Annotated in this window: 14 protein-coding genes; 8 read left to right on the top strand and 6 right to left on the bottom strand. The window is 50.1% G+C overall.

The window, feature by feature from the left end; translation table 11 throughout:
- Positions 1 to 51: 51 nt before the first annotated feature.
- A complete protein-coding gene (locus OGX94_RS08700) occupies positions 52 to 1,245 on the bottom strand; it encodes a class-II fumarase/aspartase family protein (protein ID WP_286569049.1) in 1,194 nt (397 codons plus the stop codon).
- A 405-nt stretch (positions 1,246 to 1,650) separates the two neighbouring features.
- On the opposite strand from OGX94_RS08700, the gene OGX94_RS08695 reads away from it, so the two are divergent.
- The 8 genes from OGX94_RS08695 to OGX94_RS08660 all read left to right on the top strand — a co-directional run bounded on the left by OGX94_RS08695 (position 1,651) and on the right by OGX94_RS08660 (position 9,698).
- Positions 1,651 to 2,691 (top strand): porin, encoded by a 1,041-nt coding sequence (locus OGX94_RS08695; protein ID WP_125112826.1) that lies wholly within the window; start codon positions 1,651 to 1,653, stop codon positions 2,689 to 2,691.
- Between the two features lie 10 nt (positions 2,692 to 2,701).
- Positions 2,702 to 3,475 carry an SGNH/GDSL hydrolase family protein gene (locus OGX94_RS08690; protein ID WP_003825874.1) on the top strand — a complete coding sequence of 258 codons (774 nt, stop codon included), beginning with the start codon at positions 2,702 to 2,704 and terminating at the stop codon, positions 3,473 to 3,475.
- 182 nt (positions 3,476 to 3,657) lie between these two features.
- Positions 3,658 to 4,575 (top strand): metal ABC transporter substrate-binding protein, encoded by a 918-nt coding sequence (locus tag OGX94_RS08685; protein WP_125112827.1) that lies wholly within the window; start codon positions 3,658 to 3,660, stop codon positions 4,573 to 4,575.
- Positions 4,572 to 5,387, top strand: a complete 816-nt coding sequence (gene sitB / locus OGX94_RS08680) for an iron/manganese ABC transporter ATP-binding protein SitB (protein WP_003825870.1) — start codon at positions 4,572 to 4,574, stop codon at positions 5,385 to 5,387. The genes OGX94_RS08685 and sitB overlap by 4 nt, the downstream gene beginning before the upstream one ends.
- Positions 5,388 to 5,389: 2 nt before the next feature.
- Positions 5,390 to 6,247, top strand: a complete 858-nt coding sequence (sitC, locus tag OGX94_RS08675) for an iron/manganese ABC transporter permease subunit SitC (protein ID WP_008785642.1) — start codon at positions 5,390 to 5,392, stop codon at positions 6,245 to 6,247.
- Positions 6,244 to 7,095: an iron/manganese ABC transporter permease subunit SitD gene (sitD, locus tag OGX94_RS08670; RefSeq protein WP_032944764.1), complete on the top strand. Its 852-nt coding sequence runs from the start codon at positions 6,244 to 6,246 to the stop codon at positions 7,093 to 7,095. Before sitC ends, sitD begins: the two co-directional genes overlap by 4 nt.
- Positions 7,096 to 7,258: 163 nt before the next feature.
- On the top strand, positions 7,259 to 7,981 hold the full coding sequence (locus OGX94_RS08665) for a cysteine hydrolase family protein (protein WP_003825864.1): 723 nt from the start codon (positions 7,259 to 7,261) through the stop codon (positions 7,979 to 7,981).
- A 94-nt stretch (positions 7,982 to 8,075) separates the two neighbouring features.
- Positions 8,076 to 9,698 carry a serine hydrolase gene (locus OGX94_RS08660; RefSeq protein ID WP_003825862.1) on the top strand — a complete coding sequence of 541 codons (1,623 nt, stop codon included), beginning with the start codon at positions 8,076 to 8,078 and terminating at the stop codon, positions 9,696 to 9,698.
- Between the two features lie 59 nt (positions 9,699 to 9,757).
- Here OGX94_RS08660 and OGX94_RS08655 read toward each other — a convergent pair whose 3' ends face one another.
- Genes OGX94_RS08655 through OGX94_RS08635 form a run of 5 tightly spaced genes read right to left on the bottom strand, consistent with a single transcriptional unit; the run spans position 9,758 to position 14,845 of the window.
- Positions 9,758 to 10,117 carry a hypothetical protein gene (locus OGX94_RS08655; RefSeq protein ID WP_003825861.1) on the bottom strand — a complete coding sequence of 120 codons (360 nt, stop codon included), beginning with the start codon at positions 10,115 to 10,117 and terminating at the stop codon, positions 9,758 to 9,760.
- Entirely contained in the window at positions 10,101 to 10,625 is a 525-nt protein-coding gene (locus tag OGX94_RS08650; RefSeq protein WP_003825859.1) for a chemotaxis protein CheW, read from the bottom strand. The genes OGX94_RS08655 and OGX94_RS08650 overlap by 17 nt, the downstream gene beginning before the upstream one ends.
- A gap of 11 nt (positions 10,626 to 10,636) precedes the next feature.
- On the bottom strand, positions 10,637 to 12,313 hold the full coding sequence (locus OGX94_RS08645) for a diguanylate cyclase (protein ID WP_286569047.1): 1,677 nt from the start codon (positions 12,311 to 12,313) through the stop codon (positions 10,637 to 10,639).
- 17 nt (positions 12,314 to 12,330) lie between these two features.
- On the bottom strand, positions 12,331 to 12,690 hold the full coding sequence (locus tag OGX94_RS08640) for a response regulator (RefSeq protein ID WP_003825854.1): 360 nt from the start codon (positions 12,688 to 12,690) through the stop codon (positions 12,331 to 12,333).
- A gap of 22 nt (positions 12,691 to 12,712) precedes the next feature.
- Positions 12,713 to 14,845: a hybrid sensor histidine kinase/response regulator gene (locus tag OGX94_RS08635; protein WP_257662037.1), complete on the bottom strand. Its 2,133-nt coding sequence runs from the start codon at positions 14,843 to 14,845 to the stop codon at positions 12,713 to 12,715.

The raw sequence follows: 14,845 nt of genomic DNA, 5'->3' as shown, positions 1-14,845 counted from the left end.
GCTCATGATGTCCCTCTGGGATGCGCTCCGGATGAATATGATGATCTCATATCAGGAACTTGTTCGCACCTTCCCTAAGTTATAGGCGGACTCTCTGCCAATTTTGGCGGCAAGTTTCATCGTCAGTGATTCCGACATAATAAAGTGCTTTGAGCAATCGAAATTAGCACGCATCTTCTCTTCATTAATGATGAGATGCGAAAGCAGATTCTTTGCGCGTGTCAGGCTGGTCGATAAAGCATTTGAGGCCTCCGGGAGGATTGTCCAGTTTAATACCCTCATTGAGGCGGCTCGCACATCCTGTTGATCCAGCATGGCCGGAGCGCCAGACGCATACATCCATCCCATCCTTGCCAGCGTTTGCATCATGTTACTGGCGCGCGGATTAACCTTGTGCGGCATCGTGCTCGACCCTCCGCCACCTTCTCCCTCAAGCACTTCAGCAATCGGCGTGCGTCCCATTGTTTCGACATCGTTGGCCAGACGACATAGCGTGCCGTGAACAAGGGCAAAAAACTGCACAACTTCAACAACCGCATCCTGGCTGGCATTATTAATGCCGCAGGGTACGTTCAGACCCAGTGCCAACATCAGTCGTTCACGTGTTTCCATTCCCTGCTCGCCTACGGAGGCCAAATTACCTACCGCGCCGCCAAAGAGCCCGGTTACAGCTCGCGGGTACAGCTGCTGAAGTCTTATCAGATGGCGGTTAATCTCTGCCAGATAACTGCAAACATGCAGCCCCCACGTTGTCGCGGAAGCATCCACTGAATTGGTGCGAGCAACCATCACCGTTCGGGTATGACGTATTGCCATCGCTTTCATCGCTTCGCCAACATCGAGCAATTGCTCGCGCAGCAGCTGCAACGTTTGTTGCAGTCTCATCGCCATGCCAGAGTCCAGCAGGTCCTGGGTAGTGCATCCCCAGTGCAGATACTGACTTACTAACGGTGTGCCGCAAGCAGAGATCTGATCGATCAGCGGTTTTATCGCCATACCAACCGTCTGTGTTTCCTGTGCCAGGGCTGGCCAATCTATCTGTATTTCCCTGCACGTTTTTTCAATTTCGACGGCGGCTTGCTCAGGGATAATGCCCAGCTCGCCTTGCACGCGAGCGACTGTTGCCTCAAACCGCAACCAACACCGCAGCAGATTGTCGTCAGACCATATTTCCCGCATCCGCCCCTGGGTGAACAATGAAGAATAAAGATCAGAATCAAATACCGTTGTTTGCTTACCGAACATACAGCGCCTCTCCGGCCAATGAATGCGTCATAATCGAAATGTGATTAATCAATTTTGCAAGATCTGTTTTCCAGATTATAGGGGAAAATAGTATTCCCACCCCAAAAACGGCTATGAGAATACAATATTCCCATTTTCATTTCTTCCATCAAGTAGAAATGCGATGTACTTCACAGTAATTTGCGAATTACATTCCAAACAGGCGTAATATTTCAACAAAAATGCACATTAAATATAAGAACCATTAATACAATAGTGAAATTAGTGATATTTATGCGTGAATAATCACATTTCATTACGAGAAAAAATAATTCCCATACCGCTGACATTCCTTTTCCACAAACAATTATCCCGCTGTGAACTTTATTTTATGGTCAGGAAACTAATGCTGGTTTGAGGGATGACATGAAGCTAAAAAACTATTCACTAATATTACTAATGGGTATGAGTTCCTCGGCGTTCGCCTTAAATGTCTATAATAAGGATGGAAATACGCTGGATATCTATGGCCGCGTTGAGGGAAAAATAGCAAGTGGCCAGAATTCATTTGCTGGCAGTGAAAGCCGAAGCGATCTGGGTGGCCGTGTAGGTATTTACCTCACCCGAGATCTGGATATTCTGCCAGATACCAAAATCGTGGGTCGCCTGGAATGGCAGGTACGTACCGAAAAAAATGATAACAATACCGGTGAAAGCGATATGGAGGCCCGTTATTCCTATGTCGGTCTGTCAAATAAAACATGGGGTGAACTGATCACCGGGAGAACCAAAAACCCGTTATATCAGGTAATGAAAATGACCGATAAGTACAAAAACTTCACTCCCAATATCTACAGCTATGGCATTACAACCATTGATGATTCATACCAGTTCAACCGACAGGATGGCACCGTTCAGTGGAACGCCAAATTTGCCGGAAATGAAATTCAGCTGGCATGGGTTTCCGGTAATGGCAACAGCGATAACGAAGCCCTGGATTACGGCGCGATGGCCAGCTATCGTAAGTCTTTCAAATTTGGTGATTTTAGAATTACACCAGCACTCGCGGCCAGTCGTTACAAACGACAGGATGGCGTAGTGACCACCGATGGGCGTAATCAAAACGATCAAATTATGGGAGGATTACAACTCAGCTATAAAGCCTATGAAGTCGCGGTAACCGCATTGCGTACATCTATTTCTCGCGATAACAAAAGTGATAATAATTATAAAGGGATGGATTCACTTATTTCCTACAAATTTGGCACCGTCAAGGTTCTCACCGGATATAGTTTTCTAAATGAAGATGGTAAAGATATCGCTGAAAAAGAAGACTGGCGTGCTGAAGCGCAATTAACATTAGCTGAGGATACGTGGTTATCATTTACTTACGATAAAGAATTCGCCAGTAAGAACAAAAAAACCAATGATGATGCGCTCATCGTTGGACTCCGTTACGACTTCTAAGAGATAATCGATGAAAAAGATAACTTTACTTGCTGCAGCAACGGCCCTGGCACTGAGCAGTATCTGCGCTCACGCGGATACGTTATTAGCGCCTTCCGCACATGCTAAAATGGATGGCGAGAATAAAATCGTCGCGCTTTATGGAAACTCGTTCACGTTCTATAACAATAATATCAATACCCGATTACGGGATTTGACGCAGTCTTTATTGCCTGACCATGCCAAAGGCTATAAATATCGGGGGATCACGATTTCCAGCGGTCATTTAGGCTGGCAAATTGAGAATATGCGCTACCAGAACACGTTACAGAAATGGGATGTAGTGGTATTACAGGGGAACTCCACAGAAACAATTTCAAAGAAAGAAAGTACCCGGCAAAATTTCGTTGACTCTGCAACCCAAATGGCTGAGATGGCGCATAAAGCAGGTGCAAAAGTTGTCTATTTCATGACCTGGCCGAAGAAAGCTAAACCCGAAGATAGCCAAAAGCTGGCGGATGCTTATATCTCGATTGCGCAGAAAACGGGGGGATATGTGGCTCCGGTAGGTCTTGCTTTCGAGAAAGCGCGCAAGACCCATCCGGAAATCAACCTGTATTATCATGATGGTGTCCACCCTTCTATTTCTGGAACGTATCTCGCCGCTTGCGTATTCTTCGCCACCCTGTATAACCAGTCTCCGGTCGGCGGCGCGCTTCCTGTTGATACAGACATGACCCCTGCCACCGCCAAAGCGTTACAACAGGTAGCATGGGAAACCGTTACTGAGTTCCAAAAGTCATAATCACCGGGTTACTCATCCCCAACACGCCGGCAATCGTGCCGGCGTAAAATACATTATCCCCCGTCTATTCCTTAGCAACCTACGCAAATAAGAATTATTTTCATTTATTTATGCCATGTGCTATATAACATAGCAAAGGCTATATTCGATGATAAATTAACCATTTTGTTGCGAGGGATACTATGCCGCATCTGCCCCATCTGAAGTCATTTCTCCTTGCCAGCGTGTTAACAGCGCTGACGCTGTCACCCGCCTGGGCGAAAGAAAAATTCAAAGTGGTAACCACCTTTACGGTGATTGCCGATATGGCAAGCAATGTGGCAGGCGACGCGGCGGACGTTAGTTCTATCACCAAACCGGGTGCTGAAATTCACGAATATCAACCAACCCCAGGCGATATTAAACGGGCGCAAGGCGCACAGCTTATTCTCTCCAACGGCCTTAACCTCGAACTATGGTTTGCCCGCTTCTACCAAAATTTGTCCGGCGTACCGGAAGTGATGGTCTCAAACGGTGTGCAACCAATGGGCATCAGCGAAGGGCCGTACAACGGTAAACCAAACCCGCACGCCTGGATGTCAGCGGAGAACGCGCTTATCTACGTGGATAACATTCGTGATGCGCTGATCAAATACGATCCGGACAATGCCGCAACCTACCAGAATAATGCGCAGAATTATAAAGCGAAAATCCAGCAGACTCTGGCGCCACTGCATACAGAGCTGGCAAAGCTCCCTGCTGATAAACGCTGGCTGGTCACCAGCGAAGGCGCATTCTCTTATTTAGCTCGTGATAACAATCTCAAGGAGCTGTATCTGTGGCCGATCAATGCCGATCAGCAAGGTACGCCCAAGCAGGTACGCAAGGTTATCGATGCCATCAGAGCACATCATATCCCAACGGTATTTAGCGAAAGCACCGTGTCCGACAAACCTGCGCGTCAGGTTGCCCGTGAGTCTGGCGCACATTACGGCGGCGTGCTGTATGTCGATTCGCTCAGTGCAGCCGACGGTCCGGTACCGACCTATCTGGATTTACTGCGCGTCACCACGCAAACCATTGTTAACGGCATCAACAAGGGTCTGGAGAGCCAACCATGAGTCACTCTGCGATTACCGTAAATCAGGTTACGGTGACGTATCGCAATGGTCATACCGCATTGCGGGACGCCACTTTTCAGGTTCCGGGCGGCTCAATTGCCGCTCTGGTCGGCGTAAACGGTTCAGGAAAATCAACGCTTTTTAAAGCGCTGATGGGTTTTGTCCGCCTGGCGCAGGGGGAAATCTCAATTCTGCAACAGCCGGTAAATAAGGCGCTCAAACAGAATCTGATCGCCTATGTCCCCCAGTCAGAAGAGGTGGACTGGTCGTTTCCGGTACTGGTGGAAGATGTGGTGATGATGGGACGCTTTGGCCATATGGGCTGGCTGCGTCGACCAAAACAAATTGACCACGCCTGCGTAGATGCGGCGCTGGCGCGGGTTGATATGCTGGATTATCGCCATCGTCAGATAGGTGAACTGTCCGGTGGGCAGAAAAAGCGTGTTTTTCTGGCAAGGGCCATCGCACAGGACGGACAGGTTATTTTACTGGATGAACCCTTTACCGGTGTGGATGTAAAAACCGAGGCCCGGATCATCGACCTGCTGCGTGAACTGCGTGATGAGGGTCGAACCATGCTGGTCTCTACCCATAATTTGGGATCCGTCACTGAGTTTTGTGATTACACGGTGATGATTAAGGGCACGGTGCTGGCAAGTGGCCCCACCGAAACCACCTTTACCCCCGAGAATCTTGAACTGGCATTCAGCGGCGTACTGCGTCACGTTGCGCTGAGCGGCGGTGAACAGCACGTGATTACCGATGATGAACGCCCGTTTATTTCGCGACGCACGGCAAACGAGGGGGAATAACCATGAACTGGCTAACGGAGCCGTTTGGCTACCAGTACATGCTCAACGCCATGTGGGTCTCGGCGATGGTCGGCGGCCTGTGTGCGTTTCTCTCCTGCTATCTGATGCTCAAAGGCTGGTCGCTGATTGGCGATGCGCTGTCGCACTCTATCGTTCCGGGCGTGGCAGGCGCTTATATGTTAGGGCTTCCCTTCGCGCTTGGCGCATTCCTTTCCGGCGGACTGGCGGCGGGCAGTATGCTGTTTCTTAATCAACGTTCGCGCCTGAAGGAAGATGCGATTATCGGACTGATTTTTTCGTCTTTTTTCGGTATCGGGCTGTTTATGGTGTCGCTCAATCCGATGTCGGTGAACATTCAGACCATTATTCTCGGCAACGTGCTGGCGATTGCGCCAGAAGATATTCTACAACTGGCCATCATCGGGGTTATTTCGCTAACCATCCTGTTTTTGAAGTGGAAAGATCTGATGGTGGTTTTTTTTGATGAAAACCACGCGCGCTCTATCGGTCTGAATCCGGGCCGGTTGAAGCTGTTATTTTTTACGCTGCTCTCCGTTTCCACAGTCGCCGCGCTGCAAACCGTCGGCGCATTTCTGGTGATTTGCCTGGTGGTTACGCCAGGTGCAACGGCCTGGCTGCTGACCGATCGTTTTCCACGCCTGCTCACTATCGCCGTAGCTATTGGCAGCCTGACCAGCTTTTTCGGCGCCTGGCTGAGCTACTGGCTGGACGGTGCAACCGGCGGAATTATTGTCGTTCTGCAAACGCTGCTGTTCCTGCTGGCATTTGTCTTCGCGCCAAAACACGGTCTGCTGGCGAATCGCCGCCGCGCCCGTCTGGTGAACAAGGAGTCAGTATGATCTTAACAACGCTGCTGGAACCCTTTCAGTTTGGTTTTATGGTCAATGCGCTGGTCATCTCCACCATTGTCGCCGTGCCCTGCGCGCTGCTGTCTGTATTTTTAGTACTCAAAGGCTGGGCTCTGATGGGCGATGCAATGAGCCACGCGGTTTTCCCGGGAATTGTACTGGCGTGGATTGCGGGCATCCCACTGGCAATTGGCGCATTTATCGCCGGGCTGTTCTGTGCGGTGGCGACGGGTTATCTCGACGATAACAGCCGCATCAAACGCGATACCCTGATGGGAATCGTCTTTTCCGGCATGTTTGGTGCAGGACTGGTGCTGTACGTCTCTATCCAGTCAGAGGTCCATCTCGATCATATTCTGTTCGGCGACATGCTGGGCGTATCGTTCAGCGACATCATACAAACCGCGGTTATTACGCTTGGGATAGCGCTTATTATTGGGCTTAAGTGGAAAGATCTGCTGCTGCATGCGTTCGACCCGCATCAGGCAAAGGCCAGTGGGCTTAACACTGCGCTGCTACATTACGGCCTGCTGTGCATGATCGCCCTGACGATTGTCGCCACGCTAAAATCAGTAGGGATTATTTTGTCGATCTCCTTACTGATTGCGCCTGGCGCCATTGCGATTTTAATGACGCGGAAATTTTCCCACGCCTTGTGGCTGGCGGTGATTATGTCGGTCGTTACCTCGTTTATGGGCGTGTACCTGTCTTTTTTCATCGACAGTGCACCGGCCCCCACCATCGTCGTACTATTTTCGCTACTGTTTGTGATGACCTTTATTTATTCCACCCTGCGCGATCGTCGTTTAGAACGGCGACGCCAGCAATACGACCTCTGATGGAGTGGGCAGTGATATGCCCGCTATCGTTTTTAGAATACGTAATGACAATATTCCCAGCGTCCTGAACAAATGCCCCGTTCTGAAACCATGCCATATTTACCAGCGCTATTTAATAATCAGATAGTCACTATCACATTAGATAAAAATACAGGTAAATTTTATGAGCAAGATGAGCATGTCAGAAATCTATTCTGAACCAGAGGCCTATGGCTTACCACGCAAAGGTATAACACTTAATAATAAGGAAGCTGCGTTGGTGGTAGTCGATCCACAGATCGATTTTTTAAGCCCTCAGGGTATTGGCTGGGAGGTTTTCAAAGACAGCATTATTGAAAATAATACCGTAGAAAATCTCGAGACGTTGTTCAAAATGGCAAAAGAAGCACAAATGCCTGTTTTTGTCTCTCCGCATTATTACTTTCCGCACGACCATAAATGGCAATCTACCGCACCGGGAGAAACATTTATGCACGGCACTGGAATGTTCAATCGTAAAGGTCCACTGACAATGGAAAATTTTGAAAATTCCGGCGCAGACTTTTTACCGCAGTTTAAGCCATATATTTATGATGGCGAAACGGTCATTGCCTCACCGCATAAGATTTTCGGACCAGAAACCAACGACCTGGTACTGCAATTAAGAAAACGCGGTGTCTCACAGGTCATTCTCGCCGGTATGGCTGCCAATCTGTGTATTGAATCCCATATGCGTGAATTGATTGAGCAAGGTTTTGAAGTTGTCGTCGTTAAAGATGCGACAGCGGGTCCGCGCATTCCGGAAGGTGACGGTTATCTCGCCGCTCTAACCAACTACCGCATCATTGCCAATGATTTATGGGACACCGACACCACGGTTGAAAAGGTAAAGGCAGCAGCTAAGTAATAGCTATGAGTACGGTTACCGAGGGTAATTGTATGTACAACATCGCTTATCCATTAGCCATCAAAATAAATTTCATTAAGCGCGGAGCTTTTCCATGAATCTTAAGTTAAAAGTTATTTCGGCATGTATTTTACTTTCCATGTCAGTTTCAGCTACTCAGGTATTGGCCGCTGCCAATACAAATGAGACAACTTACTTAGTTAACCGTGGTGATCCACAATTAAAGGTCAACGGCAAATATATCGATCAGATCATTGCCGAGGTAATGGCGAAAAATAATCTGCCGGGTTTATCCATGGCGATTGTTCAGGCGCCTTATATTCCGCGCTCAGCGGGATACGGTCTGGCAACAGCAGCCAATGATGAGCTTGCTTCCACCAAAACCATGTGGGGAATTGGCCCTATCACGCAAGCTTTTACTGCAGTCGCAGTAATGCAACTTGTAGAGCAAGGCAAATTGGATCTGAATACTCCTGTGAGTGTTTATTTGCCTGGCCTACCGGAAAGCTGGCATAACATTACGATTCTGGAATTAATGCAGCACTCATCCGGGATCCCTGATTTCAGATCTTTCGGCTATAAACAAGAGCAAAAATATACACCTGCGCAGCTGGTTGATCTTGTTAAAGATAAACCGCTCGAATTTAAAAACGGCACGGATATCAACTCCAGCGCAACTGACTTTATCCTGCTAGGTATGGCTATCGAGAAAGTCAGCGGAATGAGTTACGTGGACTTCGTCAACAAATACCAAATTGCGCCGTTAGGTCTGCAAAGCACCATGTTCGCAAAAGACATGCCAACGAAAGCATTCCTTGATCGCCCGACGCCTGATAAGCAACATAATCAGCATTCGAAATTTAAGTCAGAAATTGACTGGATCAACCCTGTTGAGCCTGCAACAGGTTACGTCGCAGCGGGTGACAAACTGGCGCCTGTCAGCGCGATCGCCACTGATAATCTGTACGCCTATGGTGGTCTGTGGTCGTCAGCGGAAGACATCAGTAAGTGGGATATCGGTCTTGCCGGCAGCACGCTGGTTAAAGACAAAAAGCTGCGCGACATTATCTATAGCCCGGCAAAACTGAAAAATGGCAAAGTCGTGCCTGCCATGGCAGGCTGGGAATTTACCCGCCATCCTGGTTTTCTGGAAATCAAAGGAACCACAGGTGGATTTAGTGCCTATCTGAGTCGTTTTACCGCCGGTGATGAACTGGTTTGCGTGACAATGCTGACCAACAAAGAAGGCGTAGACATGACTCAGGTGGCTCGTGATATCGCTGAAGCCTATAAAATCGGGCTGGGTTCTGGGTTAAATTCAGAGAAGATCAAAAACCAGGAAAGTAAATTCTCTGTCGATGAAACGGTCTCCCGACTGAAAGCCATTCTGAAAAGCGAAGGCGTTCCGGTATTCACTGAAATTGATCACGAGAAAAATGCCGAGGGCGCGGGAATGAACCTGAGGCCAACGAAAGTCCTGGTATTTGGTAACCCTAAAGTCGGCACAAAACTGATGCAGGATAAACAGGGTGTCGCGCTGGATCTGCCGTTACGTGTCTCCGTATGGCAGGATAAGATCGGGCGAGTTTGGGTCGGTTATGAAAACCTGGATGACGTAGCAAAAACCTACGATCTTCAGGACAAGCAGACCATTGATAAGATTGACAACTTTATGACTAAGCTGGTCAGTCGGGCTGTTGATGCTTATATCCAGTAACGGGATATAGCACTCCCAGCCTTCTCATGCTGCGGGACCGTTAAAGCTCCCGCAGCGTGTCAGCGCCAGCTTAATAGCGGGCTAAACGCCTCGCGGCCCACCAGGGCACGAAGCGCAGGTAGATGACAGTTACGCGCCAGAAGCGGAGGTACGGCAAAAATAATGTCGCCGGAGAGCATCACATTCTCAAGTTGTCCCCATAGGTACCAGCCGGTTTCAACGCCACTGTCAGGGACGCGCAAATGCAAATGCCATCCCTCCTGCGGCTCATCCGCAATCCCCAGCCACTGGCTAAATCGGGGGATTTCAGGCACAACCTGAGTCACTAACGAGCACACACCAACCTGGTTTGCCGGTATATACAACGTTAGCGCTCCCAAAGTAATACGTACCGCCGCCAAATTAGTGGGAGCCGTCATAACCGCTGGTCTCCTGATAACGCTCAAAGACCAGATTCAGATCGAGCAGCGTGTACCAGGTTTCCATCACGTTAACCACCCCCACAGCGATGCTTTGTAACGCCGGGGGCAACGAATCTCCTGGCAAATGAATTTGGCTTTCGGCGACTTCCAACACATCAATCAATTTATCTATCAGGATCCCACTTTGCATTTTCTCGGCGCATCCAATCAGAATAGTGCGCTTACCTGCCGAATTAACGGTAGGTTTATCGATCAGGCTGTCCAGTCTCATCACCGATTCCACCCGTCCACGATAGTTGATGACCCCTTCAAGCATTGGCGCACAACAGGGAACCCAGGAGATCGGGCGCTCAGCAAGGATCTCTTTAATTTGCGCCCCATAGAAGGCAAAATTTTTACCCGCCAGTTGAAATAACACCAGCGTGCGCTGGGGTTCATCAACGTTTTCACACTCCGGTTTTTCACCATGGTTCAGCGCAAGCATCTGCTCCAACTGTTGGCTCATATTGACTCCTTTTACTCGGCAATGCAGAAAGTGTTACGGCCATTTTGCTTCGCGGCATACAGCGCCTGATCGGCACGCTCGCGCAGCGTTTCAATCCGATCGCCAAACTGCCACTGGGCAATGCCCGCGCTGAAGGTACTGTGAAAACTGGCGTCGTTAACGGAAAACGTGACCTGCTCGTAATCCCTGCGCAATCGTTCGACCACGCGCGCAGCCTTGTCACTGCTGGTGTTGGGCATAATGATGACAAACTCTTCACCACCGTAACGGCCAACGATATCGGTGCTGCGTAATCGATGGGAGAACAACTGCGAAATACCGACAATTACCTGGTCACCGACCGCATGGCCGTAGGTATCGTTAATACTTTTAAAGCGATCCAGGTCCACCATCACCATACAAAACGGGTTGCCGCTGTAGTTCGACTCGGCAATCGCGCTTTTGAGAAAATGGGTGGTCGTTGAGTGGTTATATAACCCGCTCAGACTGTCCTGCGACATACGGGCACGCAGGACGCGCATTCTTTCCGCGCGAATCGATACGGCGCGGATCAGCTCCTCAGGGTCGCTCTGTTTGAGGATAAAATCCTCCGCGCCGATGCTCATTGCTCCCAACTGCGCATGCTTGTTGGTCTCACTGGAGAGATAGGCGATAGGCAGGCCAATAAGCTGCGGTATTTGGCGAATCAGTTTTGTCAGTTCCTCACCGCTGAACTCCGGCATGTGGTAATCCATCAACACCAGATCGATCGGCTGCGCATTCAGTACATGCAGTAGATAGTGAGGTTTTTCCAGCACATGCACTTCCATGCCCGCCAAGCGCAGCATCTCCGCGTTGTATTCCGCCACCGCCGGTTCGTCATCGATCAACAATACCTGGTAAGGCTTTTTCAGCGACGGTTGAGTCAGGCGATGAAGTTCCTGGACTAAATCGGTGATAGACGCAGGTTTTACGTAGTAGCCATCGCAGCCAGATTTGATGGCGTTGACGCGGGCATTGAAATCGCTATGACACGAGAGGAACAGCACCGGGAAAGGTTTGCCCACTTTTTGTTTCAGATCCGACATCGCCAGCGGTCCACCGTAGGCGTTGTCCGGAAAGCTAACATCCATAATCACCACGGCGGGCGGTTGCGACAATACGGCCTGAGTGAAATTCTGCGTGTTCGCGAACACATGGCAGGTAAAACCAAAACAGCGCAGTTGGGTCGCGAGAAGCTCGACCTGGTCAATATCATCATCACACAGGTAGATAGGCTTATTGGCCCGCCGAACATATCCCTCTTCCGGGCGCTGCGCGGTGATCGGTAATGTGAACTCCGTATCGCTGATACGATGTTCAAGATTGAGCTGCTCCTGGGTCAGGGTGTACAACCACCTGATGATTCGCCGCAGCTCATCGTAATGCAATGTGCTTTGCTCTGTTTCCGGCTCTGTTAGTAAACGCTCACCTTCTGCTGAGGCATTCGCCAGCGGGCTAAAGCCAAAGGACCCTGCCGAACCGTGAATACTGTGCAGCAGGATATGTAGCTGTTTGCGGCAGGCTTCGCTAGGCTCTGCGACCAGTTGAACGAGTAATCTTTCCGCTTGTGCCAGCATGTCGGGAATTCGGCGTAGAAACCCCTGCCGCAAACGCGCTATTTTTTCCTGCGCTGCCGCCATCGCTATATGCTTATTTTCTTGTTTCATCAGACACGTAGGCTTATTCAGTTAATCGCAGATGGTTGCAGTAGCGCATTGACAGCAGCCCCCAGATTTTCCGCGAGGTTTTCATCTTTTTTCACCCAACGGTCGTACAGAGCGTCGCTGCCCGTTACTTCATTGGCACTCAGTAAAATAAAAGGCTTAGCCCAATCCTGAGCGCGTAACAGCGCCAGCAAATCCAACCCACTGATCTCTGGCATATGCAGATCGCTAATCACCAGGTCGATGCTGTTATCCGAGTCCAGGCATGCCAGGGCGGAAATCGCGCTTTCCACAATCACCACATCGTAGCCGTCCATTTGCAAAAATATGGATGCCAGTTCAGCCGCAAAAAGATCATCATCAACTAATAAAATTCGCATTTTCTCTCTCGATTTTGCGCCATCAGCACAAAAGCATTTTTAATGTTTTTATCAAACTGTCCTGCTCAAAATCGCCCTTGGCGATGTAGGCATCCGCGCCCACCTGAATCCCCCGTCGCCGGTCCTCTTCCTTCGCGCGGGACGTCACGATGATGATTGGCGTATGCTGGTAGTTTTTCTCCCCACGCAACGATTTGGTGAAGGTAAAACCATCCATAAACGGCATTTCGACATCCGTCAGTACGGCATCAAACTGGGTCAGTTTCGCTTTTTGCAGCCCCGACAGCCCGTCTTCTGCCAGTGTCACCTGATAGCCGTGCGCTTCCAGCACGTTCTTTTCTATCTCACGGGTATTCAATGAGTCATCGACCACCAGCACATGCCATGCATCCTGCGTTACGCTCGTGGCGGGCGCTGGTGTACTGGTTTGCCGCGATTGTTGCGCCATCGCCATCAGCGCGGGAACGTGCAGGATGCTGACCAGTTGGTTATCCGGTGTTTGTACCATCCCGGAGACCAGCGACTGCTGCTGCATATGCTTCGGTAACGGTTTAATCATCATCTTGCGTTCATCGAGCAGCTTATCCACCTGCAGCGCCATTTTGCTGTACTGGTTCTGCACCACGATTAATCGCTGTCCAGGCGTTGAAAAGCTGCTCTGGCGTTCATGAATGCCCAGCAAGCTGCCTACGCAAACCACCGGGATAAACTCGTTATGCAAGATAATGGCAGGACGTCCGGCGATATCGCTGATCCCCTGAGCAGTGCATTCCACTACCTCAACCACATACTGCGCAGCCAGTCCAAACAGGTGTCCCTGCTCTTCAAATTGCAGAATCCGCATCATGGTTAACGAAACAGGCAACCGCAGGTTAAAGCTGGTTCCGACTCCCGGGCGGCTATAAACCTGCAAATCGCCTTGCAGGTCTGTCACCACCGTTTTGCGCACCACATCAAGACCAACGCCGCGACCAGAAAGCTCGGAGACGATCTTGCTGGTCGAAAAGCCGGGATGAAAAATCAGCTCATTACATTCCTGCTCGGAGAGCTGCCCGGCCATTGAAGCAGGAACCAGACCTTTACTGACCGCCTTCGCGCTGATGGCCTCATAGTTCAGACCACGGCCATCATCTTCGATACGCAGTAATATCCCGCTGCCGTCCTGCTGAGTAGTGATGGTAATCGTGCCGCGAGTGGATTTACCGAGCGCCAGACGTTCGTCGATCTCACCAATCCCGTGATCGACGGCATTACGCAGTAGATGCGTCAGCGACTCCGAAAGCCGATCAATGAGCTGGCGGTCGATTTCCACTTCTCCGCCAACAAAGCGGCACACCACCTGCTTGTTCAGTGTGGAAGCCAGTTCGCTGACCTGCAGTGAAATGGGTTCAAACAACGTTGAAAGTGGCAGCATACGGATCCGCGCCGCCACATCGTATAGTTCAAACATCTGCAAATGCTGGAGCTGAACGCTTTCTTTTAACTGGGCGCTAAAGTCGTGGATCTGCTGGCGAAGCTGTTCAGCGCTTAATCCCGGTAACCGTGGTACCAGTTGGCTCAGGTTTTGTATTTGCTGTTCCAGGCGATCATGTCCGGCGAGCACCTCCCCCAGAATGTCGATCAGGCCATCGAGCTTATTCAGCTTTACCCGAACGAAATCCGCCTGCTTAATACCGGCATCCATGCTGGCTGGCGTCGCGGGCGCAGGGACTACCGGTTTTTCTGTTACCCCGGCAGTTTCGACAGCCAGCGTGATATCCTCTCCCCGACTGGCGCGGGCAAGGCGTTCGCACAACCCGGCATCCGCCGGTGGCAACTGATTATCCCCTTCGCTGACAAAAAGCTGGGTAAGCTGACCAGAAAGGTACTCCACAGACTCATGGATCAGATTGCCCAGCGTCCTGTCCGGCGTCAGTTTGTTATCACGTAGTTCACTCAATACATCTTCAAGATGATGCGTGACATCGGCAATGCTTTGCAGCTTCAGCATCCGCGCGCCCCCTTTCAGGGTATGCGCAGCGCGAAACATCTCACCTATCCAGGCGTCGGTATGTTCATCAGCGGAGAGGAGAAACGCCCCTTCGCTGATCGTCTGCAAATGACCTCTCCCTTCATCAATAAAGCGCAGAACGAATTTTTTCAGATCGATAGCCAT

This window comes from Citrobacter sp. Cpo037, from assembly GCF_030332945.1.
Taxonomy (GTDB): domain Bacteria; phylum Pseudomonadota; class Gammaproteobacteria; order Enterobacterales; family Enterobacteriaceae; genus Citrobacter; species Citrobacter portucalensis.
The sequence above is the reverse complement of the archived record's forward strand: the minus strand, read 5'-3'. Positions and strand labels throughout refer to the sequence as shown.